The sequence below is a fragment of the Candidatus Frackibacter sp. WG13 genome (assembly GCF_900114655.1).
In the GTDB taxonomy this organism is placed as follows: domain Bacteria; phylum Bacillota; class Halanaerobiia; order Halobacteroidales; family Acetohalobiaceae; genus Frackibacter.
The window spans coordinates 45,652-63,966 of record NZ_FOTT01000001.1 but is presented as its reverse complement, the minus strand read 5'-3'; the positions used below and the strand labels follow the sequence as shown (position 1 = coordinate 63,966).

The 18,315-nt window shown below is 33.0% G+C and carries 26 protein-coding genes; 19 read left to right on the top strand and 7 right to left on the bottom strand.

Features of this window, described 5'->3' with window-relative positions; all coding sequences use genetic code 11:
- Positions 1–7: 7 nt before the first annotated feature.
- Positions 8–724 (bottom strand): manganese catalase family protein, encoded by a 717-nt coding sequence (locus BM077_RS00365; protein WP_089746966.1) that lies wholly within the window; start codon positions 722–724, stop codon positions 8–10.
- Between the two features lie 257 nt (positions 725–981).
- Here BM077_RS00365 and BM077_RS00360 point away from each other — a divergent pair, with 257 nt between their 5' ends.
- On the top strand, positions 982–1,275 hold the full coding sequence (locus tag BM077_RS00360) for a DUF2103 domain-containing protein (RefSeq protein ID WP_089746964.1): 294 nt from the start codon (positions 982–984) through the stop codon (positions 1,273–1,275).
- A 26-nt stretch (positions 1,276–1,301) separates the two neighbouring features.
- Positions 1,302–1,526: a WYL domain-containing protein gene (locus tag BM077_RS00355; protein ID WP_089746962.1), complete on the top strand. Its 225-nt coding sequence runs from the start codon at positions 1,302–1,304 to the stop codon at positions 1,524–1,526.
- Here the strand turns inward: BM077_RS00355 and BM077_RS00350 are convergent.
- Positions 1,523–1,759, bottom strand: a complete 237-nt coding sequence (locus BM077_RS00350) for a hypothetical protein (protein WP_089746960.1) — start codon at positions 1,757–1,759, stop codon at positions 1,523–1,525. The two genes, BM077_RS00355 and BM077_RS00350, sit on opposite strands and share 4 nt — an antisense overlap.
- A 223-nt stretch (positions 1,760–1,982) precedes the next feature.
- On the opposite strand from BM077_RS00350, the gene BM077_RS00345 reads away from it, so the two are divergent.
- The gene (locus BM077_RS00345; protein ID WP_089746958.1) at positions 1,983–2,159 is read left to right on the top strand and encodes a Spo0E family sporulation regulatory protein-aspartic acid phosphatase; all 177 of its coding nucleotides are present in this window, start codon (positions 1,983–1,985) and stop codon (positions 2,157–2,159) included.
- A 63-nt stretch (positions 2,160–2,222) separates the two neighbouring features.
- On the opposite strand, the gene BM077_RS00340 is transcribed toward BM077_RS00345, so the two are convergent.
- Together BM077_RS00340 and BM077_RS00335 are read right to left on the bottom strand one after the other, a co-directional pair.
- Positions 2,223–2,477 carry a DUF3243 family protein gene (locus BM077_RS00340; RefSeq protein ID WP_089746956.1) on the bottom strand — a complete coding sequence of 85 codons (255 nt, stop codon included), beginning with the start codon at positions 2,475–2,477 and terminating at the stop codon, positions 2,223–2,225.
- A 79-nt stretch (positions 2,478–2,556) separates the two neighbouring features.
- Entirely contained in the window at positions 2,557–2,781 is a 225-nt protein-coding gene (locus tag BM077_RS00335; protein ID WP_089746954.1) for a hypothetical protein, read from the bottom strand.
- A 168-nt stretch (positions 2,782–2,949) separates the two neighbouring features.
- On the opposite strand from BM077_RS00335, the gene BM077_RS00330 reads away from it, so the two are divergent.
- Positions 2,950–3,621, top strand: a complete 672-nt coding sequence (locus BM077_RS00330; RefSeq protein WP_090095072.1) for a hypothetical protein — start codon at positions 2,950–2,952, stop codon at positions 3,619–3,621.
- 10 nt (positions 3,622–3,631) lie between these two features.
- On the opposite strand, the gene BM077_RS13640 is transcribed toward BM077_RS00330, so the two are convergent.
- Entirely contained in the window at positions 3,632–3,787 is a 156-nt protein-coding gene (locus tag BM077_RS13640) for a hypothetical protein (RefSeq protein WP_176941565.1), read from the bottom strand.
- Positions 3,788–3,861: 74 nt separating this feature from the next.
- Positions 3,862–4,515, bottom strand: a complete 654-nt coding sequence (locus BM077_RS00325; protein ID WP_089746951.1) for a DUF3786 domain-containing protein — start codon at positions 4,513–4,515, stop codon at positions 3,862–3,864.
- A gap of 247 nt (positions 4,516–4,762) precedes the next feature.
- Here BM077_RS00325 and folE point away from each other — a divergent pair, with 247 nt between their 5' ends.
- From folE to BM077_RS00290, 7 genes are all read left to right on the top strand, one after another.
- A complete protein-coding gene (gene folE, locus BM077_RS00320; protein WP_089747603.1) occupies positions 4,763–5,323 on the top strand; it encodes a GTP cyclohydrolase I FolE in 561 nt (186 codons plus the stop codon).
- 102 nt (positions 5,324–5,425) lie between these two features.
- On the top strand, positions 5,426–6,532 hold the full coding sequence (locus BM077_RS00315; protein ID WP_089746949.1) for a DUF362 domain-containing protein: 1,107 nt from the start codon (positions 5,426–5,428) through the stop codon (positions 6,530–6,532).
- Positions 6,533–6,872: 340 nt separating this feature from the next.
- Positions 6,873–8,201, top strand: coding sequence for a 30S ribosomal protein S12 methylthiotransferase RimO (gene rimO / locus BM077_RS00310; protein WP_089746947.1), 1,329 nt, complete (start codon positions 6,873–6,875; stop codon positions 8,199–8,201).
- Entirely contained in the window at positions 8,198–8,737 is a 540-nt protein-coding gene (gene pgsA, locus BM077_RS00305) for a CDP-diacylglycerol--glycerol-3-phosphate 3-phosphatidyltransferase (protein ID WP_089746946.1), read from the top strand. Before rimO ends, pgsA begins: the two co-directional genes overlap by 4 nt.
- Positions 8,724–9,167, top strand: coding sequence for a phosphatidylglycerophosphatase A family protein (locus BM077_RS00300; protein ID WP_089746944.1), 444 nt, complete (start codon positions 8,724–8,726; stop codon positions 9,165–9,167). Before pgsA ends, BM077_RS00300 begins: the two co-directional genes overlap by 14 nt.
- Positions 9,168–9,251: 84 nt before the next feature.
- A complete protein-coding gene (locus tag BM077_RS00295) occupies positions 9,252–9,983 on the top strand; it encodes a DUF421 domain-containing protein (RefSeq protein WP_089746942.1) in 732 nt (243 codons plus the stop codon).
- Between the two features lie 12 nt (positions 9,984–9,995).
- Positions 9,996–10,361 carry a DUF4363 family protein gene (locus BM077_RS00290; RefSeq protein ID WP_089746940.1) on the top strand — a complete coding sequence of 122 codons (366 nt, stop codon included), beginning with the start codon at positions 9,996–9,998 and terminating at the stop codon, positions 10,359–10,361.
- Between the two features lie 6 nt (positions 10,362–10,367).
- Here BM077_RS00290 and BM077_RS00285 read toward each other — a convergent pair whose 3' ends face one another.
- Positions 10,368–11,078, bottom strand: a complete 711-nt coding sequence (locus BM077_RS00285) for a 4Fe-4S double cluster binding domain-containing protein (protein WP_089746938.1) — start codon at positions 11,076–11,078, stop codon at positions 10,368–10,370.
- A gap of 278 nt (positions 11,079–11,356) precedes the next feature.
- On the opposite strand from BM077_RS00285, the gene BM077_RS00280 reads away from it, so the two are divergent.
- The 8 genes from BM077_RS00280 to spoIIR all read left to right on the top strand — a co-directional run bounded on the left by BM077_RS00280 (position 11,357) and on the right by spoIIR (position 18,315).
- On the top strand, positions 11,357–11,917 hold the full coding sequence (locus BM077_RS00280) for a hypothetical protein (protein WP_089746936.1): 561 nt from the start codon (positions 11,357–11,359) through the stop codon (positions 11,915–11,917).
- Positions 11,910–13,409, top strand: a complete 1,500-nt coding sequence (locus tag BM077_RS00275; protein ID WP_089746933.1) for an AAA family ATPase — start codon at positions 11,910–11,912, stop codon at positions 13,407–13,409. Before BM077_RS00280 ends, BM077_RS00275 begins: the two co-directional genes overlap by 8 nt.
- Positions 13,410–13,580: 171 nt before the next feature.
- On the top strand, positions 13,581–14,066 hold the full coding sequence (locus BM077_RS00270; RefSeq protein WP_089746931.1) for a 4Fe-4S dicluster domain-containing protein: 486 nt from the start codon (positions 13,581–13,583) through the stop codon (positions 14,064–14,066).
- On the top strand, positions 14,066–15,865 hold the full coding sequence (locus tag BM077_RS00265) for an aldehyde ferredoxin oxidoreductase family protein (RefSeq protein WP_089746928.1): 1,800 nt from the start codon (positions 14,066–14,068) through the stop codon (positions 15,863–15,865). Before BM077_RS00270 ends, BM077_RS00265 begins: the two co-directional genes overlap by 1 nt.
- A gap of 10 nt (positions 15,866–15,875) precedes the next feature.
- A complete protein-coding gene (locus BM077_RS00260; RefSeq protein WP_089746926.1) occupies positions 15,876–16,142 on the top strand; it encodes a ubiquitin-like small modifier protein 1 in 267 nt (88 codons plus the stop codon).
- Positions 16,143–16,378: 236 nt separating this feature from the next.
- Complete coding sequence (locus tag BM077_RS00255) at positions 16,379–16,645, top strand: hypothetical protein (protein WP_089746924.1); 267 nt, start codon at positions 16,379–16,381, stop codon at positions 16,643–16,645.
- Positions 16,646–16,820: 175 nt separating this feature from the next.
- A complete protein-coding gene (gene sigG, locus BM077_RS00250) occupies positions 16,821–17,597 on the top strand; it encodes an RNA polymerase sporulation sigma factor SigG (protein WP_089746922.1) in 777 nt (258 codons plus the stop codon).
- Positions 17,598–17,616: 19 nt separating this feature from the next.
- Positions 17,617–18,315, top strand: a complete 699-nt coding sequence (spoIIR, locus tag BM077_RS00245) for a stage II sporulation protein R (RefSeq protein ID WP_177175522.1) — start codon at positions 17,617–17,619, stop codon at positions 18,313–18,315.

Genomic DNA, 18,315 nt, shown 5'->3' with positions numbered 1-18,315 from the left:
ACTCCTTTTAATGCATGCCAGGGTCATTAAAAGTATGGGTTTGAGTATCGCCTTGTGGGTCACTGAAAGACGGAGGAGTAGGGTTAGGATTATCAAAATATCTACCTGGGGTAGATAAGTCAAAGTAAAGCCTAGAGTCTTCAGTAACTCCAAAGTCATAGTTAGATGAATTTTGATTCTGTTGTACTTTATTTAGTGCTTCTCTAAATAAAGCATTATGAGCCTCTTCACGATTAAGCAAGAAATCAATAGTCTCTCTTACTCCTTGATCGTCAATTTGGCGATAGAGGTACTCATAAACAACTTTAGCACGCTGCTCAGCTGCAATATTAGATAAAATATCAGCAGCAATGTCACCAGTAACGTTAATGAAGTTGCCAGTAAAAGGGGTTCCAGAAGCATTAGCTAGCATTGGGGAAAGACCACCAAGAACTTGTGATTCGATTTGGCCAACGGTATCATTAGTATTAGCCACATCATGTCCATTTAGCATAGTAATCATTTGAGCAACCATTTCAGCATGACTGAACTCTTCAGCAGCAATATCTAAGAAAACATCTTTAATCTCTGGGTCTTGAATACGGAAACTTTGTGAGAAATACTGTAAGCCCGCTTTTAGTTCTCCATTTGCGCCTCCTAACTGCTCCTGTAACATAGCAGCATAAGCAGGGTTAGGTTGGTCTACTTTAACTTCGTGTAGTAATTCCTTGTCATGATTAAACATAAAATTTTCAACTCCTTTTTTATTGATATTCTAACATTATTCTTTGGAGAGTTAATAAAATTAATACTGGTAATTTTTCGACAAAATTAAGCAGGTAATTGTTTATTATATATAGAAATATACATATGCTAGGTATCATGTGCGTTAATTTAAGTATAATTAATTATGTGAAAGCTTTATCATACTAGTTATATATGATAAAATTTAGTATAAATAAAATTATTGGTTAGGAGACTATTGCGAAAGGAGTGATAATTTTGGGTGGGAAGTACCGAATTAATAAGATAAAACAAGAACATACTATAATTGAAGATATACTACCTTTATTAGAAGATTTAGCGACTTTAAAAACAATTAAAAGTATTATTCCAGGACGTATTAATCGACGTAGTGGTAGTGGAATGGAGCCTTATTTACAATTAAAATATAATACACCAACAGGAATTAAAGTCTTGGCTAAGACTAGTTCTTCGGTCCAAGAAGTCTTTGTTGTTACGGATCATCCTGATAAAACTATGCATTTAATGAAAGAGGAGAAAATGGTAAAATAGAAATTAGGATATAGGAGGGAGGACTTATGTTGAAGGATCTACAGACTGGTATTAGGGAGAAGCGGACTGTAAAGATGGTTTACAAGAATACACAAGGCGATATTCGCTATCAACAAGTAGATCCATATAAAATGACAGATAAAAAATTATATGGTTACTGTCATTTACGTAAACAAGAAAAGATGTTTAATATAGAAGATATTTTAAGTATTCAATTAACAGATGAGAACTATGATAATCACATAGATTAATCCCTCTTTTTTATTATTTTTCCTCCTAATAATTGTCCAGTAAATGCTGCTAGAACCATAAGTGGAATAATTTTGAGTCCATATCCAGATTTAATTCTCATTAAATAAATAAAAGGTATTGGAATGTGAATAGATAAAAACCATTTTAATGAGAATTTTTTAGTCTTAGTTCGATAAGCACCGAAAGGTAGATTAATTAATATCGTAATTAATACTAAAAAGATTAATTTCATTTGCTTTTCACTCCATTTGAAGTATATTAGTCTATATAAGATAAACTTTAAGGAGAAGAGGTTGAAATCCTTCTTTTATTTGCAATTATTTTGCTAATTAGTCATACTAGTGAATAATAGCAATAATTGTGATAATTATCATTGTAATCTTGTATTAGACTTTATACAATAGAGCCTATAGAATGAATAGATAGTGAATTATATTGTAGGAGGAAAAGCAAAGATGCTTGAGCAAATAAAGAAACAGAGGCTAAGCCAGGAGATTTCAGAGTTACGCAGTAAATTAAATCAATACGAAGCCAATTTTACGACTGCTAATTTGAAAGAAAAAGTAATTGACTTAAGTAGGACTTTAGATGAAAAGATAATTGCTTATCAAAGGCTAACTAAGAATAAATAAAATTGAATAAAAAGAAGGATGAATATTATATGAATATCCACCCTTCGCTTAAATTTAACTTCTTTAATGTTTCTGTTCGGTATCTTCAATCATTCTTAAAATTAATTTGGCCAAAGTAGATTGTTCTTCTTCTGAAGCTACTGCCCATAATTCTTTTAAAATCTTTTCTTCTTTATTACGAGGTTCTACATTGTCGGCTAGAAAATCAGCAAGTCGATTAGTCGCTTTACTTAATGAGTTATCAGAAACTCCCATCTTTTCTGCCATACCCACCTGTTTAGCAAGGAAGTTACGAAAACTTTTAAAAGATTCTAACATATCTAATACTTCACTCCTTTGATTATCTTGTTATGAATATAATATCCTAAATATTTAAAATAATGTATTTAGATAAGAGTTATTCATAATATTTATTAACATCTTCAGCGTCAAAAACAGCATAGGGGATATGATTAGTATCCTCAACAGTAACTTTTTGTGGTGCTTGTAGTTCATTATAGTCTAAAAGCAAGGTCTGTAACTCTTCTTTTAATTTCTTCTCTGTATGTTGGTTGATGTCTTTATCTGTTAATCTTTTCTTTACTTCTTTAATTCTAGCCTGAAGTTCATCTTTATATTCCATATTTCACCTCCCAACTAAGGATTCAAGTTATATTTCTATTGTTTCCAGCATAAGAGATAATCATGTACAATTCTTAAGAAAATATATAACTTGTAAAGAATAATATGATAGTATAATCTTAGTTTTAGCTGCGAATATTATTAACTAGATAATCTCACTAAGAGGTGAATGAAAATTTTAGAAGTCATTATTTTATTATTAGTAGTATTTATATTAGGGATTTATGAATTTAGTAATTTAAAATTAGCTTTGATAACGACTATGAAGCTTGGAAATCGTTATGCAGGGTTATTGTCTATTTTAACTAGTTTGATATTAGCTTATGCTACCTGGAAGTATGTAAAAATGGGGGAGAAGACATTAAATTTTATGAAAGAATCCTTTGAAAAAGAATATGAAGAGGATATTAAATTTATGTTTATTGAAAGAAAAAGGGATGAGGTTAAAGAGGAGTTTATAGAAAACGAAGATTTATTAGTCGGTGAATTTGATAATGATAAACAATTTATGTCAGTAGCTCCGGATGAAACTTATCTATATATCAATCTTTTTAATTCAGGAAGACGACTAATCTCCCACATCCAGCTTAATTATGAAGTTAATATTATTAATCCTAGAACTGAATCAGTATATAATACTTATCAATTTAAAGTAGTCATTCCAGCAACTATTCAGCCTAATGACTACATTTCTTATCCTTTAGTTTATATAAGAGAGTTTCCTGAGGTTGAGATAATCATTAAATCATTACGAAGTTTTAATGGATTAGGGAAAGAACAACTATTTAATTCACCTAAAAAGAGTTTAAAGTATAAGAATAAAAATTTAATAAGTCCGTGAATTCACGGACTTATTTTGTTCTTTGAATTCTTCCAATCAACAAGTAAAACCCAGCAATAATGTTGGAAATTCCACAATTTTTACTTAATTTTTTAGACTTATGCATCTTTATTTCTCTTAGTAGTTTAGTCGCTTCTTGTAAGTATAGTTTGCTATGTTTTCTCAATATCTACTACCCCCTCTAGTTATTAATAGTTTTTATTTATTATCATATAAAGTAGTAGAATTAATACATCTAGTTTACAGTTCTTTAGCAATTCCACTTAAGCTCCATAGAGGAACACTACCTACGAATGCTAAATCTTCCGCTGATAAATAAGATGCTACTGAAGCATCAAATAATACATTTCCTGATGGGGGAAATTCATCATCTCCTTCCCAAATAACAAAGGTAACAGGGATATTAGGGAAGACAGGAATAGAAACACTATAATCGCCAACTTCTGCTATTTCTCCGTTTAAATGTTTGCTAGCCTCAATTAAAGTCTTTGGTCGTTCACCAAAAGTTTTAACTAGGGGGTCGATTGCTCTTCGTTTAAAAGGGCCGTAGTAAATTTCTCCACCTTCTGGAATTTCACGATAGGATATTAGCTTATCTTCTAATGGTTGTCCACTGGCTTCAGTTAAGTAATGAAGAATTAAGACGTTAATTGGGAAGTGTACGTCCTTACCTTCTGCTGTTCGTATTTCTCCATCAGGATAACTTATGAAATGCTTTTTGCCCATCATATTTAATTCAAATCTACTTTTTTCTGAGTTAAATTTAGCACCAGTTTTATCTGCTACTTCTTCTGGATTTAACTTACTTAATTTTTCTTGTGCCTTTTGGTATGCTATAATATCATTATCCTGTTCATATTCTTTAGCAAGTTCTTTTAAATTCGGGGTTTCCATAAATTAAAAGCCTCCTTAGAGTTATTATTCTTCCAATTAATAGTTATATTATATATAATTATCTATTGTTAATGAATTTCCTTGTTGAAAGAGAATTAATTTTTAAAAATATCTGAATAATAGAACCATAATTTAGTAATAAAATTGATTTTGAGCAGGAAATTCTAGATTAATGGGGAAATATATTATTAAGGATATTCAGTATATGAAATACTATAAAAAGATAATTGCGGAGGGAGAATTAATTATGGTAGATAGAGATAAAATTAGAGAAGCAGTAGAAATGATTTTAGAAGCTATTGGAGAAGATCCAAAAAGAGAAGGACTACAGGAGACACCAGATAGAGTAGCTCGAATGTATGAAGAAGTATTTAGCGGATTACACAAAGACCCATCAGATGATTTACAGATATTCTTTACCGAGGAGCATGAAGAATTAGTTTTGGTTAAAGATATTTCTTTTTATTCTATGTGTGAACATCATCTTTTACCATTCTATGGGAAGGCACATGTCGGTTACATTCCTAAAAGTGGTAAGGTGACTGGCTTAAGTAAGTTAGCACGAGTTGTTGATTCGTTTGCTAAACGACCACAATTACAAGAAAGGTTGACAAGCCAAGTTGCAGACCTTATAATGGATAATATAGATGCTCGTGGCGTAATTGTTGTGATCGAGGCCGAACATATGTGTATGACTATGAGAGGGATTAAGAAGCCTGGTTCATTTACTACTACTTCAGCTGTAAGAGGAATCTTACATAAAGACCAAGCTGTTAGAGCTGAGGCCTTAAAGTTAATTAAGGATTAATTTTTGGTATAATCTAGTTTCATTAATAAATTTTTATTAAATAATGCATTCTATTTAGTGAGAGCATCAATTATTTCAGTCGTTGAAGGAGGAATTTTTTTAATGAGTAAAGTATATTACACAGATATGAAAGCAAAAGATAAGGATAGTAATTTAATTAATAAGTTATCTAAGTTATTTAATGAAGCTGGCTTTGATAAACTGATTGAAGAGGATGAACTATTTGGAATCAAACTTCATTTTGGTGAGGAAGGAAATACAGGTTTTATTAGACCAGTATTTATTAGAAGGTTAGTTGAAGAGATTAAGAAGGCCCAAGGAAAACCTTTTTTAACTGATGCTAATACTCTTTATTCTGGAACAAGGTCTAATACGGTAGACCATTTAAATACTGCAATTGCTAATGGATTTGGTTATTCGACAGTACAGGCTCCTTTAGTTATTGCTGATGGTTTAAAAGGGAAGAACTATAGAGAGATTGAGATTAACCAAAAGCATTTTGAGCAAGTAAGAATTGGTAGTGAAATTTATAGTGCTGATGGTATGTTTGGTATAGCTCATTTTAAAGGCCATGAATTAACTGGTTTTGGTGGCGCTATCAAGAATGTAGGTATGGGATTAGGTAGTAGAAGTGGTAAACAGATGATGCACGCTACGGTTAGTCCAGAAGTAGTTGATGAAGAGTGTGTTGCTTGTGGAAAGTGTAGTGAATGGTGTCCAGCAGACGCATTTGTTATTGGAGATGTTAGTCAATTAGATTCTGAAAAATGTATAGGCTGTGGTGAATGTATGGTTACTTGTCCAACCGATGCTATTACAGTACAGTGGGACGATGCCCCGGTAGCAGTACAGGAAAGAATGGCTGAGTATACATTAGGAATTTTGAAAGATAAAAAAGATAAAGTAGGATTTATTAACTTTGTTATGGATATTAGTCCGCTTTGTGATTGTTGCGGTTGGAGTGACCGACCGATAGTCGATGATATCGGGATTTTAGCTTCAAAAGACCCAGTAGCAATTGACCAAGCATCAGCTGATTTAGTTAATGAACAATTAGGGCGTAAGAATAGCGCACTACAGAAGAATTTTAAGCCTGGTGAAGATAAATTTAGAGGTGTTCACCCTAATGTTGATTGGACAGCTCAATTAGCTCACGGTGAAAGAATAGGTTTAGGAAGTAGAGACTACGAATTGATTAAGATTGATTAGATTAATTATCAAATTCTAAACATAATTGAGTTTCAAATCTAATTATAAAATATTTAAAATTATTAATAAATAGTCAATATATCTCTGAAATTTTAATGAGTCATGAGATATATTGACTATTTTCGTTTTAATAAAGGACTTTCAAACGGTATATTGAATTAATTATAAAGAAAGATAGATAGGCTCTTTAGAATATAATAGTCTTACTGATAAATAATAAGTATATGGATAATTTAAATATTAATAGTAGTTAACTAGAAGAATATGTATTAAATTAACGTACATGAGATAGTCATTATTGTAATATCTGAAGTAGTTGTGAAAGGAGAGAAATTAATTAATGTCAAGTGTCGGTTTAGTAAGTTTAGGCTGTCCTAAGAATCAAGTTGATTCAGAAATTATGATTGGCTTGGTAGAAGAGGCAGGTTTAGAGTTGGTTGATGATTATGAAGAAGCAGAGGTTTTAATTGTAAATACTTGTGGCTTCATTGGTGATGCCAAAGAAGAGTCAATAGAGGCTATTTTACAGTTAGCTAAATATAAAGAAGATAATTGTGAAGTCTTAATTGTAACCGGATGTCTAACTCAGCGTTATCCTGAAGAGTTAAAAGAAGAGATTCCAGAAATAGATGCTATTTTAGGAACAGGTAATTTTGATGAAATTGTAGAGGTAATTAATGAGGGTTTAGATGGTAGGAATAAATTTGAAGTTACTGATCCTAATTTTGATTATCAAAAAGAGTTACCTAGGAAGAGGTTAGATGTAGGATATACTACTTATGTTAAGATAGCTGAAGGATGCAATAACCGTTGTAGTTATTGTGTGATTCCCAAGCTAAGAGGCGATTTGCGTAGTAGAAAGATTGATAATATAGTTAAAGAAGTGAAAGGGTTAGCTAAGCAAGGAGTAAAAGAGGTAAATATTATTGCTCAGGATATTACTAAATACGGAATTGATCTATACGGTGAGTCTAAATTAGTAGAATTATTAAAAGAATTGGTTAAGATAGAAGATGTTAAATGGTTCAGATTATTATATGCTTATCCTAATGATTTTAGTGATGAGCTAATAGAAATGATAGCTAAACATGAACGAATCTGCAATTATATTGATCTCCCAATTCAACATGCTGATGATAGAATAAGAGAAGAGATGGATAGACGAGGAACTAAAGAGGAGATTCTAACTTTAATCTCGAAGTTAAGAGATAGAATTCCTAAAATGACGATTAGAACCTCTTTGATTGTTGGCTTTCCTGGTGAAACAGAAAAAGAGTTTAAAAATTTATTAGATTTTGTTCAGGAGGCGCAGTTTGATCGTTTAGGAACTTTTAAATATTCTCAGGAAGAGGGTACTTTAGCAGCTAAGATGCCTAATCAAGTTGAGGAAGATGTTAAGGAAGAAAGATACGAAAGGGTTATGGAGCTGCAAAAAGAGATTGCTTTAGAAAGAAATCAAGCTTGGATTGGTGAAGAAGTAGATGTTTTAGTCGAAGAGATACAAAAGGAAGCAGGGGAGACTTTAGTTATCGGTAGGACTGAACGGGATGCTCCTGAAATTGATGGTTTTATTTATATTAAGGATGTAGATGCTAAGTCAGGTGATTTGATAAAGGTTCAAGTAACAGATGCATATGAATATGATTTAATAGGAGAGAAATTAGAATGAATTTACCTAATAAATTAACGCTTTTAAGAATTTTATTAGTACCTATCTTTATGTTCTTCTTATTATTTAGACCAGAAGGTGAGTATTCAAGTTATACTCGATATTTTGCTGTAGGTACGTTTATTTTAGCAGCGGTTACTGATGGTTTAGATGGTTATATTGCTCGCAAACAAGGGTTAATTACTAAATTAGGGAAGTTTATTGATCCATTAGCTGATAAGCTACTCATTTCTGCAGCGTTAATTGCTTTAGTAGATATGGGCGAAATTACAGCTTGGCCGGCTATTATTATTATTGGACGCGAGTTTGCTATTACTGGTTTACGAGTGGTAGCTGCTTCCGAAGGGATTGTAATTGCTGCTAGTAAGTTAGGTAAGTATAAGACTACTTTACAGATTATAGCTATTATTGCGGTAATTATTAATCTACCGTATAGTATGAAACTACTTTGGCTAGCAGTATTACTAACTATTGCTTCTGGATTGGATTATTTGTGGAAGTCTAAGCAGGTGATAAAAGCAGATGGAGAAGGATAAAGTAATTAAATTTTTAGCTACGGGATTCTATAGTGGATTGAGTCCTGTTGCTCCGGGGACTATTGGAACTATAGTTGCTATGATTTTAGCTTTAATTTGGCTGCAAAAATATACGATAGGTTTACCTATAGTAGTAATTTTAACGGTGGTAGGGATAGTAATTTCTCACTGGGCGGAAGATATTTATGGAGAAAAGGACTGTCCTAAGATAGTGATTGATGAGTGGGCTGGTTATTTTGTGGCTATGTTCGGGTTAGGGATTAATATGTTAATTCCTGCTTTTATTCTGTTTCGTATCTTCGATATAGCAAAACCACCTCCAATTAAAAACTTCCAGGAGTTTCATGGTGGTTTAGGCATTATGTTAGATGATATTGTAGCTGGAATTATGGCGAATCTATTAATAAATTTAATACTATTTTTTACGTGATAAAAGAACCTAGGAGACTAGGTTCTTTTTTTTATGAATGTTAATTTTACTACTGGATATAATAGCATTTAGGAGGTGATAAGGGTGAATGAAACTCTAGTGGTAATATTTAGAGGAATAGTTGCTTTTACTACTTTATTAATTTTTACTCGAATATTAGGAAAACAGCAAATAAGTCAATTAACTTATTTTGATTATATTTTAGGAATTACGATTGGTTCAACAGCATCTTCATTGACCACAGATTTAAGTATTCGGCCTTGGGCTCACTGGGTTGGCTTATTCATCTGGTTTTTAGCAGCTATAATATTACAAGTTATTACATTAAAATCAAGAAAAGTTTCCAAATATTTTGATGGTGAGCCAACAATAGTCATTATGAACGGTAAAATAATGGAGGATGCTATGCGTAATATGCGTTATAGAATCACGGATCTTTTAGAACAATTAAGAATTAAAGGAGTCTTCAGCCCATCTCAAGTTGAATTTGCTATTTTGGAGACTAATGGTAAGTTATCAGTGCTCAAAAAGTCTCAGTATCAAAATTTAACTCCTAAAGATATGAACCTAGATACTAAGTATAAAGGTTTACCTGTTGAATTAATTTATGATGGTATAATTCTTGAACAGAATCTTGCTCAAGTTGGACTTGATGAAGAATGGTTAAAATCTCAGTTAAAGAATTTACTTAATATTGAGGATCCTTCAGAGGTTAATTTAGCTTTATTAGATACACAAGGAAAGTTATACGTTGATAAGTATGATGAAGAGGTAGAAATTCCAGTCAATGTTAGTGACTATCCAGGAGCAAATTAAGGGGTGAAATTAATGAGAAATATTACAGGATATATGGTTCCAGTTATTATTCTTATTATCTTTGCTGTTTTAATGCTTTCAATCTCTTATTTGAAGCAGCCTTTAGCTAAATCAGATGATATGATGCAGTATGTAAAATTAATTAAAAGCGATATAAAAGCTAAGAAATGGAATCAAGCTGATGAGAATTTTAAAAGACTTAAAGAAGCATGGAAGAAAGTGCGTAGTAGAATACAATTTGCTGCAAGTAATGGCGAGATTGAAGACTTAAGTAATAATTTAGCTCGCTTAGAAGGGGCAATTGAAGCCAAAGATAAATTGTCATCTTTAATAGAATTGAGTGAGACAAAGAACCATTGGAAGAGTCTAGGCAAGTAAAGGTCTTTACCTACCTCTAGGACAAATCTGCACACAAATGCCGCAGCTACGACAGCCAATCTTATCTTTGATCTTATTTCTATATTTTTCACATTTTTGGAATTTATATCTTACTTCTCGGGGTTCATTTATATTAAAGCTTTTGCCAGTAAATGCTTTAGATGGACAGTTATCAACACAAATACTACATTGACCACAATTATCTCGTAGTGGCTCATTATTAGGTAACGGTAAGTCAGTTAGCACTGTACCTAAACGCAATCGTGGTCCAAAGTCGGGAGTAACTAATAAACAGCTTTTACCAATCCAGCCTAATCCCGATAAATGAGCAGCTAACTTATGAGAGAATATTCCTTTAAGGTTAGTTTCATCTGTACGATGAGAACTAGGGATTGGTAGTGCATTAAAGCCATAGCTTTGAATCTTCTGTGCTAATCTAGTAGTGATTCTATCTAAAGTAGGGTTGACCATATTATAGACTATGTAATCATAGGTGAGTAAGTTCTGTACATTTTCAGTATTTGATAACTCATTAACCACTGGCTCAGGTAAATGGATAGCAATGCTAATAGCATAAGGTAATTGGACTAAATTTTTATCTCCTTGTTTGGCAATGAAATCTTTAGCTTCATGTAAAGAAGTACTACTTACTAAATCGACTCCTAATTCTTCTGCTAATTTCTTTAATTCATTAAACCTCTTTTTAGTTACTGACATTTTATAGTTTCCTCCTTAATTATTCTTTTTTATTTTTTAGTTTGGTCTGTGTTAGTCTATATCTAATCTTTCCTCAGCCTTAGTCTCAACCTTAATACTTCAACACCAACTCCTGAACTCCTTCATCCATTAATCAACTACCACTATTTACATATTTATAACAGTTGTTACCTGCAAGAAGGTATGCTATAATAATCAGTGCTACAGAAAACGGGAGAGTAAAAACTAAAAGTCATATATATTTAGTAATAAATCATACTAGAGAGGAGTGGAAAGAGATGAAGATTAAAGGAGTTAAAGTAGAATTAGTCGTTATAGTACTGATTATTTCTTTAGGATTATTCTTTGGTACTCAGTACTATTTAAACAATTATCGATTAGAAAACTCATTGACAGAAAAGTTAACAGTAATCAACGGAGTGGAGAAAGTAAAGATTGAAGATGCAAATAAGGGTAAAGAGATTAATCTAACTTTAGTAGCAGTTGATGATTTACAAAAGACTTATCAACAGATAAATGAAGTTCTAATTAATTCTATTGGTAAGAATAATTATAGCGTTAAATTAAATAATTCTAATAATGAAAAATTGAATAGCTTATATCGTAGAATGCATTTATCTATTTATGAATCAATGATGACTGGTGAATTTACAAAGATGGCTAGTCGATTAGATACCATTAGTAATAAATTAAGGGTAAAGAAAGCTGAAGTTAGTGTTGATCAGAATAATATCTACTTGCAATTAAGTGATAATCAAGATTATTTCTATAAAGTAATTGAACGTGAATATCCTGGATTAAACAAGGTTACTTTCCAAGGAGGTGGGGTTAATGGTTAAAGAACTTAGTTTAGGTATTGGACTTGCGTTAGTTATCTTTTTAGCTTTTCAAGGTATTAATGTAGCCCCTATCTTCTTCTTCGGAATTTTGGGTTATGTTCTTTTTGAAGTTGTAGGGAAACAAGGAATAGGGAATAATAAAAGTTTTAATACCTATAGTGGTAAAAAAGATGATGTTCCGGAGGTTAAGTTTGAAGATATTGGTGGACAAGATACAGCTAAGAATGAATTGTTAGAAGCATTAGAGTTTGTAAAAGATGTAAGAACTGTTAAAGAACTTGGGATTAGACCGTTAAAAGGCATTATGCTTAGTGGTCCGCCAGGAACTGGAAAGACTTTAATGGCTAAAGCTGCTGCTCGTTATATAGATTCAGTCTTTATTTCTACTTCCGGGAGTGAATTTATTGAAATGTATGCTGGAGTAGGAGCTAAAAGAGTAAGAGAGCTTTTCAAAAAAGCTAAAGACCAAGCTAAGAAAGCTAATAAGTCTAATGCGGTTATCTTCATTGATGAGATTGATATTTTAGGAGGTAAGCGTGGACAACATTCTAGTCATTTAGAATATGACCAAACGTTAAACCAATTATTAGTAGAATTAGACGGAATGTCTATTGATGATGATGTTAATGTATTAGTAGTTGGTGCGACTAACCGAATTGATATTTTAGATGAAGCTCTTTTACGACCAGGGCGTTTTGATAGAATTGTTAAAGTAGACTTGCCAGATAAAGATGGTAGAAAGAAAATTCTAGAGATTCATACTAATAATAAGCCGTTAGCTGAAGAGGTAGACTTAAATAAGATTGCTAGAGAGACTTTCCGTTTTTCTGGAGCACATTTAGAGAATTTAGCTAACGAAGCGGCTATTATGGCTATGCGTGAAGAGTCTACTAAGGTTATGGCAAAGCATTTTAAAGAAGCCATCGATAAAGTGATGATGGGTGAAAAACTAAATCGTCGCCCAAAAGATGAAGAACTAAAGCGGGTTGCTTATCATGAGACAGGTCATGCCTTAATTGCAGAAAAAGTAAAGCCAGGTTCTGTGTCTACAATTACTATTACTTCTCGTGGTAAAGCATTAGGTTATGTTCGTCATAATCCAGAAGATGACTTCTATCTACAGACACTAGACTATCTTGAAGGTCAAATTGCGGTATGTATTGCTGGGGCTATTACTGAAGAGATTATCTTAGGAAACCGTAGTACTGGAGCCGCTAATGACTTTGAAAAGGCTACTAAATTAGCTAAAAAGATTATCTTTTCTGGTATGTCTGAATTAGGAATTGTAAGTAAAGATGATCTACCAAAACAGAAAGTTCATGAAGAGATTAATAAGATCATTGAAGCGGAAGAAAGAAGAGTAGAAGAGATAATTACTAATAATCAAGATTTTATGACTGAGGTAGTAGAAGAGCTATTAGATAAAGAAAGTATAGAAGGAGAAGACTTTAGAAGAAAACTTGGAATCAAAGCAGGTGAAGAAGCTGCATAAAAGAATAAATAAATCTAAGTGAAGTGGGTTGTAGATAAAATTACAGCCCACTTTTTTTATGTCTAAATTGACATATCGCATCTAGGAGGTAATTGTAATTTGTTATAGAAAAAATACATAAATGTATAAATGTGGGTGAGTTGGGTCTAAAACAAAAAAGGAGGAGTTTCTGTGCAAAAAACTTTATTAATTAATCCCAAGAAATGTACTGGTTGTAGAACGTGTGAATTAGTCTGTTCTTTAGAGCATGAAGGGGAATTTAATCCTAGTTTATCACGAGTGACTATGATTAACTTCCCAGAGGAGATAGTTACTATTCCCGTAACTTGTTTTCATTGTCAAGAACCAAGCTGTCGACAGGCTTGTCCAGTAGGTGCAATTGAGAAGGATGATGAAATTGGCGCAGTAGTGATTGATGACAATCAATGTATCGGTTGTAATATGTGTCTTATGGTCTGCCCGATTGGTGTAATTAGTATGGCTGGCAGTAGTTCTAAATCTCATCATGCTAAATGTAATCTTTGTGATGGAGAGCCAGAGTGTGTTGACTTCTGTCCAGGTGGTGCTTTAGAGTATGGTCGTCCTGATGAAGTGTTATGGGAAAGAAAGAAAAAGATGGCTAAACACTTACGCAACTTACTAGAGGAGGCGATATAATGAGTGGCTGGATGGGACAAATTTTAAGAATCGATTTAGATAATGAGCAAGTGACCGTAGAAAGACTAGACCGACAGTTAGCAAAAGATTATATTGGTGCACGAGGATTAGGTACTAAACTCTTTTATGACGAAGTTGACCCAAAAGTTGAACCTTTAGCTCCGGAGAATAAGCTTATCTTTGCTACCGGCCCTCTAACTGGTACAGCAGCTGTATCCGGAAGTAGATATAATGTAGTAACTAAGTCACCTTTAACTGGTACAATTGCTGCTTCTAATTCAGGTGGTTACTTTCCGAGTGAATTAAAATATGCAGGCTATGATGCAATTGTCTTTGAAGGGAAAGCAGAGAAACCAGTTTACATAGTGATTGATGATGATCAAGTTGAAATTAAGTCTGCAGATAATTTATGGGGTAAGACTACTCTAGAAACTGATAATTATTTAAGGTCTGAGTATAGCGATAAATTTAAGACTGCTACCATTGGTCCGGCGGGAGAAAATTTAGTTAAGTTTGCTTGTATTATGAATGATCGTGAGCGAGCCGCTGGTCGTTCTGGCGTAGGAGCTGTAATGGGTTCTAAAAATCTAAAAGCAGTTATGGTTAGAGGAACACAAGGAGTACAAGTAGCTAATAAGGATAAATTTAAGCAAGTATTAAAAAAATCTTTAGATAAGATTAAAGAATCAGGAGTAACTAATGAAGGATTACCAGCATTAGGGACTGCGGTATTGGTCAATATTGTAAATGAACATGGGAATCTACCGACTCGTAACTTTCAAGAAGGGATTTTTAAAGAAGCAGAGCAGATTAGTGGTGAAAGCTTAGCTGATGAATTATTAGTTAAGAATAAGGCTTGTGCAGGATGTCCTATAGGTTGTGGTAGAGTTTCCTTAGTTCCAGATGGTGAATATGAAGGCTTTGGTGAAGGACCAGAGTATGAGACAATCTGGGCCTTTGGTGCAGACTGTGATATTGATAATTTAAAAGCAATAACTAAAGCTAACTTTATCTGTAACGAATTAGGCTTAGATACTATTACGATGGGAACGACCATCGCTTGTGCAATGGAAATGTATGAAGATGGAGTGCTTACAGATGAAGAAATAGGATTAAATTTAGAGTTTGGGAATGCGCAAGCAATGGTAGAAGCTGTAGGACTAACCGGAAAGCGAGAAGGAATAGGTGATTTATTAGCTGAAGGTTCATATCGATTAGCTGAAAGGTATGGTAAGCCAGAATACTCAATGAGTACTAAGAAACAAGAGTATCCAGCTTATGACCCGCGTGGTTCACAAGGTATGGGGTTAGAGTATGCTACTTCTAATCGAGGTGGGTGTCACGTAAGAGGTTATATGACTTCTCCTGAAATATTAGGCGTCCCAGAATCTCTCGATCCATTTACAGTTGAAGGTAAAGCAGAATGGACAAAGATATTCCAAGATTTAACTGGAGTGGTCGATGCTAGTGGAATTTGTCTATTTACCACTTTTGCTTTAGATGCTGAGGATATTTATAAATTATTAGAATCAGTAACGGGAGCTGGTTATACAGAGGAAGAGATGATGCAGGCTGGCGAAAGAATTTGGAACTTAGAACGAGTATTTAATGCTAAAGCAGGTATAGAACCTGATGAAGATAAATTAGCCAAGCGATTAGTAGAAAAACCGATGCCAGAGGGACCAGCCGAAGGTAAAGTAGTAGATTTAGAGACTATGTTAGATGAGTATTATGAATTGCGCGGCTGGAGTTCTAATGGTGAAGTTACAGAGGAAAAGATTGCTGAATTAGGAATTTAGGTGATCAAAAATGAAGGTGCGATTATTAGCAACGCTACGTAATATAACTGATTGTAAAGGAGTAGAGTTAGAAGCAGAAAATTTACAGCAAGTAATAGATATTCTAATCGACAATTATGGTAAAGATATGGAAGATGAACTGTTAGAAGATGGAGAGTTAGATGAGACAATAACTATATTAATTAATGGTAGAAATATTCTCTATCTTGATGGGTTAGAAACAGAATTAAATAGTGATGATAAAGTGACTATCTTCCCACAGGTTGCTGGAGGATAATATGATTAAGGAGGACCGGTGTATATCGGATGATTACGATATACACCGTTTTTTTGTTCTTAACAAACTTGTGAAATTTAGTATTATGCAGGGAATTAGGTAGTGTTGTAGAAATATTTATATAGTTGGTAGAAAATTTTTAATTTTTGTACGTAATCAAGTGCTATGTTGTGATTGTGGTCAAGTATTATGTATCAATTAATAGTTATACAAATTAAAAAAAGGGGGAGTTTTACTTGATCTTATTTCATGAAAAGCTTGATTCAGGTGATAGCTTAGTTATATGTAAAAATGAAAGTAATAAAAGGCAGCAGAAGTTTAAATTTAATTCTAATAAAAATTTTAAAAAGTGTAGTGATTGTTGGCGTAAATGTACTTTTATATATTGTAATTCTAACGGAGAGTTAGCTTTAGAATTTAATGTTAACAATGGTGATGGAGCTTTATCAACTGAAATTTGGTATAGTTTTGATGATATTAATGATAGTGGGATTGTCCACTAAAACAAAATAAAAGTACTTGCCGCACCTAAAAATTGGGTGCGGTTTTTTCTTTACTTTAATATTACATAAAGCAATTTAATCCCAAAGTATTCTAAATATTGTATGTATAAATCCACTTTAGCACGGTAATAATGATAATAGAAGATAACACTTGGCAATAAATGGAGGGGTTGAATTGGGAAATAAAGTAGATATTTGCGGCGTCAATACATCAGAACTACCAGTATTATCTAATGAAGAAATGCGAGAATTATTTAAGAAGATGCAAAATGGTGACCGACAAGCAAGACAGACTATAGTAGGCGGCAATCTAAGATTAGTATTAAGTGTTTTGCAGCGGTTTAATAATCGAGGCGAACCAATTGATGATCTATTTCAGGTAGGTTGTATTGGGTTAATGAAGTCAATTGATAACTTTGATTTAAGTAAGAATGTTAAGTTCTCTACTTATGCGGTACCAATGATTATCGGTGAAATTCGTCGGCACTTAAGAGATAACAACCCAATTCGAGTAAGTCGTTCCTTAAGAGATACAGCTTATAAAGCATTGCAAATGAAAGAAACATTATTAAATAAGAAATCGGAAGAACCAACTTTAACAGATATAGCAAAAGAATTAGGTATCCCTCGCGAAGATATTGTTTATGCGTTAGATGCAATTCAAGATCCTATCTCTCTCTTTGAACCTATCTATCATGACGGTGGTGATCCTATTTATGTTATGGACCAGATTAGTGATGATGAAAGTGAAGATGAATCGTGGCTAGAAGGCATTGCAGTTAGAGAAGCATTATGCCAATTAGAAGATAGGGAAAAGTTAATCTTAAGTTTGAGATTTTATAAGGGTAAGACCCAGATGGAAGTTGCAGATAATATAGGTATTTCACAGGCACAAGTATCACGTTTAGAAAAAGCAGCTTTAAAGAATTTAAAGAAGCATGTTAGTGAATAAGGAGAGGGATGATTCGAATATGCAATGTAGAGAACGAATTAGATTGATAACGGTTACAGTGGTAGCGTTAGTTATTTTAGCAGGCTTAGGGTCTTCCTCGGCAATAGTAGTTAATAAAGAGTTAAAGACTACTGCTTATAATAGTGGTAACCTATTAAGATTGCATGTGATTGCTAATAGTAACTCATTAGAAGACCAAAAGCTAAAACGACGAATTAGGGATAAAATTATTGCTCAAACTGAGGGATTATTTAAAGAAGTTAATAGTGCAAAGCGAGCCCAGGAAGTAGTTAAAAAGAATTTGGGCTACATAAAAAAGGTTGTAGAATCTGAATTGGATAAGATGAATAGTGAGTATAAAGTTAGATTAAATCTAGATAATTTTCATTTCCCTAAAAGAACTTACGGTAATGTAACTTTACCAACCGGAGATTATGATGCTTTAAGAGTGGTTCTTGGCGAAGGAAAAGGGGAAAACTGGTGGTGCGTTCTATTTCCTCCGCTCTGTTATATAGATGCAGTTAATAATGAGAGTAAGAAACAGAAAGTAGCAGATGTTGAAGCTGAGGATATAGAAATTAAAGTGGAGTCCAAATTATTGGAATATATAGAGAGTAATCAGCAGTTAATTAAAAAGAAAGAAAAAATAAAACGCCTATTAAGAGTTTCAATTACTAATTTAAATAATCTGTTTGCTAACAATGTCCCAAATGATTAA

Excerpts from the sequence above, each read along its gene's own strand:
- BM077_RS00365 (WP_089746966.1), bottom strand. The coding sequence starts at position 724 with ATGTTTAATCATGACAAGGAATTACTACACGAAGTTAAAGTAGACCAA.
- BM077_RS00355 (WP_089746962.1), top strand. The coding sequence starts at position 1,302 with ATGTTGAAGGATCTACAGACTGGTATTAGGGAGAAGCGGACTGTAAAG.
- BM077_RS00350 (WP_089746960.1), bottom strand. The coding sequence starts at position 1,759 with ATGAAATTAATCTTTTTAGTATTAATTACGATATTAATTAATCTACCT.
- BM077_RS00345 (WP_089746958.1), top strand. The coding sequence starts at position 1,983 with ATGCTTGAGCAAATAAAGAAACAGAGGCTAAGCCAGGAGATTTCAGAG.
- BM077_RS00340 (WP_089746956.1), bottom strand. The coding sequence starts at position 2,477 with ATGTTAGAATCTTTTAAAAGTTTTCGTAACTTCCTTGCTAAACAGGTG.
- BM077_RS00335 (WP_089746954.1), bottom strand. The coding sequence starts at position 2,781 with ATGGAATATAAAGATGAACTTCAGGCTAGAATTAAAGAAGTAAAGAAA.
- BM077_RS00330 (WP_090095072.1), top strand. The coding sequence starts at position 2,950 with ATGAAAATTTTAGAAGTCATTATTTTATTATTAGTAGTATTTATATTA.
- BM077_RS00325 (WP_089746951.1), bottom strand. The coding sequence starts at position 4,515 with ATGGAAACCCCGAATTTAAAAGAACTTGCTAAAGAATATGAACAGGAT.
- folE (WP_089747603.1), top strand. The coding sequence starts at position 4,763 with ATGGTAGATAGAGATAAAATTAGAGAAGCAGTAGAAATGATTTTAGAA.
- BM077_RS00315 (WP_089746949.1), top strand. The coding sequence starts at position 5,426 with ATGAGTAAAGTATATTACACAGATATGAAAGCAAAAGATAAGGATAGT.
- rimO (WP_089746947.1), top strand. The coding sequence starts at position 6,873 with ATGTCAAGTGTCGGTTTAGTAAGTTTAGGCTGTCCTAAGAATCAAGTT.
- pgsA (WP_089746946.1), top strand. The coding sequence starts at position 8,198 with ATGAATTTACCTAATAAATTAACGCTTTTAAGAATTTTATTAGTACCT.
- BM077_RS00300 (WP_089746944.1), top strand. The coding sequence starts at position 8,724 with ATGGAGAAGGATAAAGTAATTAAATTTTTAGCTACGGGATTCTATAGT.
- BM077_RS00290 (WP_089746940.1), top strand. The coding sequence starts at position 9,996 with ATGAGAAATATTACAGGATATATGGTTCCAGTTATTATTCTTATTATC.
- BM077_RS00285 (WP_089746938.1), bottom strand. The coding sequence starts at position 11,078 with ATGTCAGTAACTAAAAAGAGGTTTAATGAATTAAAGAAATTAGCAGAA.
- BM077_RS00280 (WP_089746936.1), top strand. The coding sequence starts at position 11,357 with ATGAAGATTAAAGGAGTTAAAGTAGAATTAGTCGTTATAGTACTGATT.
- BM077_RS00275 (WP_089746933.1), top strand. The coding sequence starts at position 11,910 with ATGGTTAAAGAACTTAGTTTAGGTATTGGACTTGCGTTAGTTATCTTT.
- BM077_RS00265 (WP_089746928.1), top strand. The coding sequence starts at position 14,066 with ATGAGTGGCTGGATGGGACAAATTTTAAGAATCGATTTAGATAATGAG.
- BM077_RS00260 (WP_089746926.1), top strand. The coding sequence starts at position 15,876 with ATGAAGGTGCGATTATTAGCAACGCTACGTAATATAACTGATTGTAAA.
- spoIIR (WP_177175522.1), top strand. The coding sequence starts at position 17,617 with ATGCAATGTAGAGAACGAATTAGATTGATAACGGTTACAGTGGTAGCG.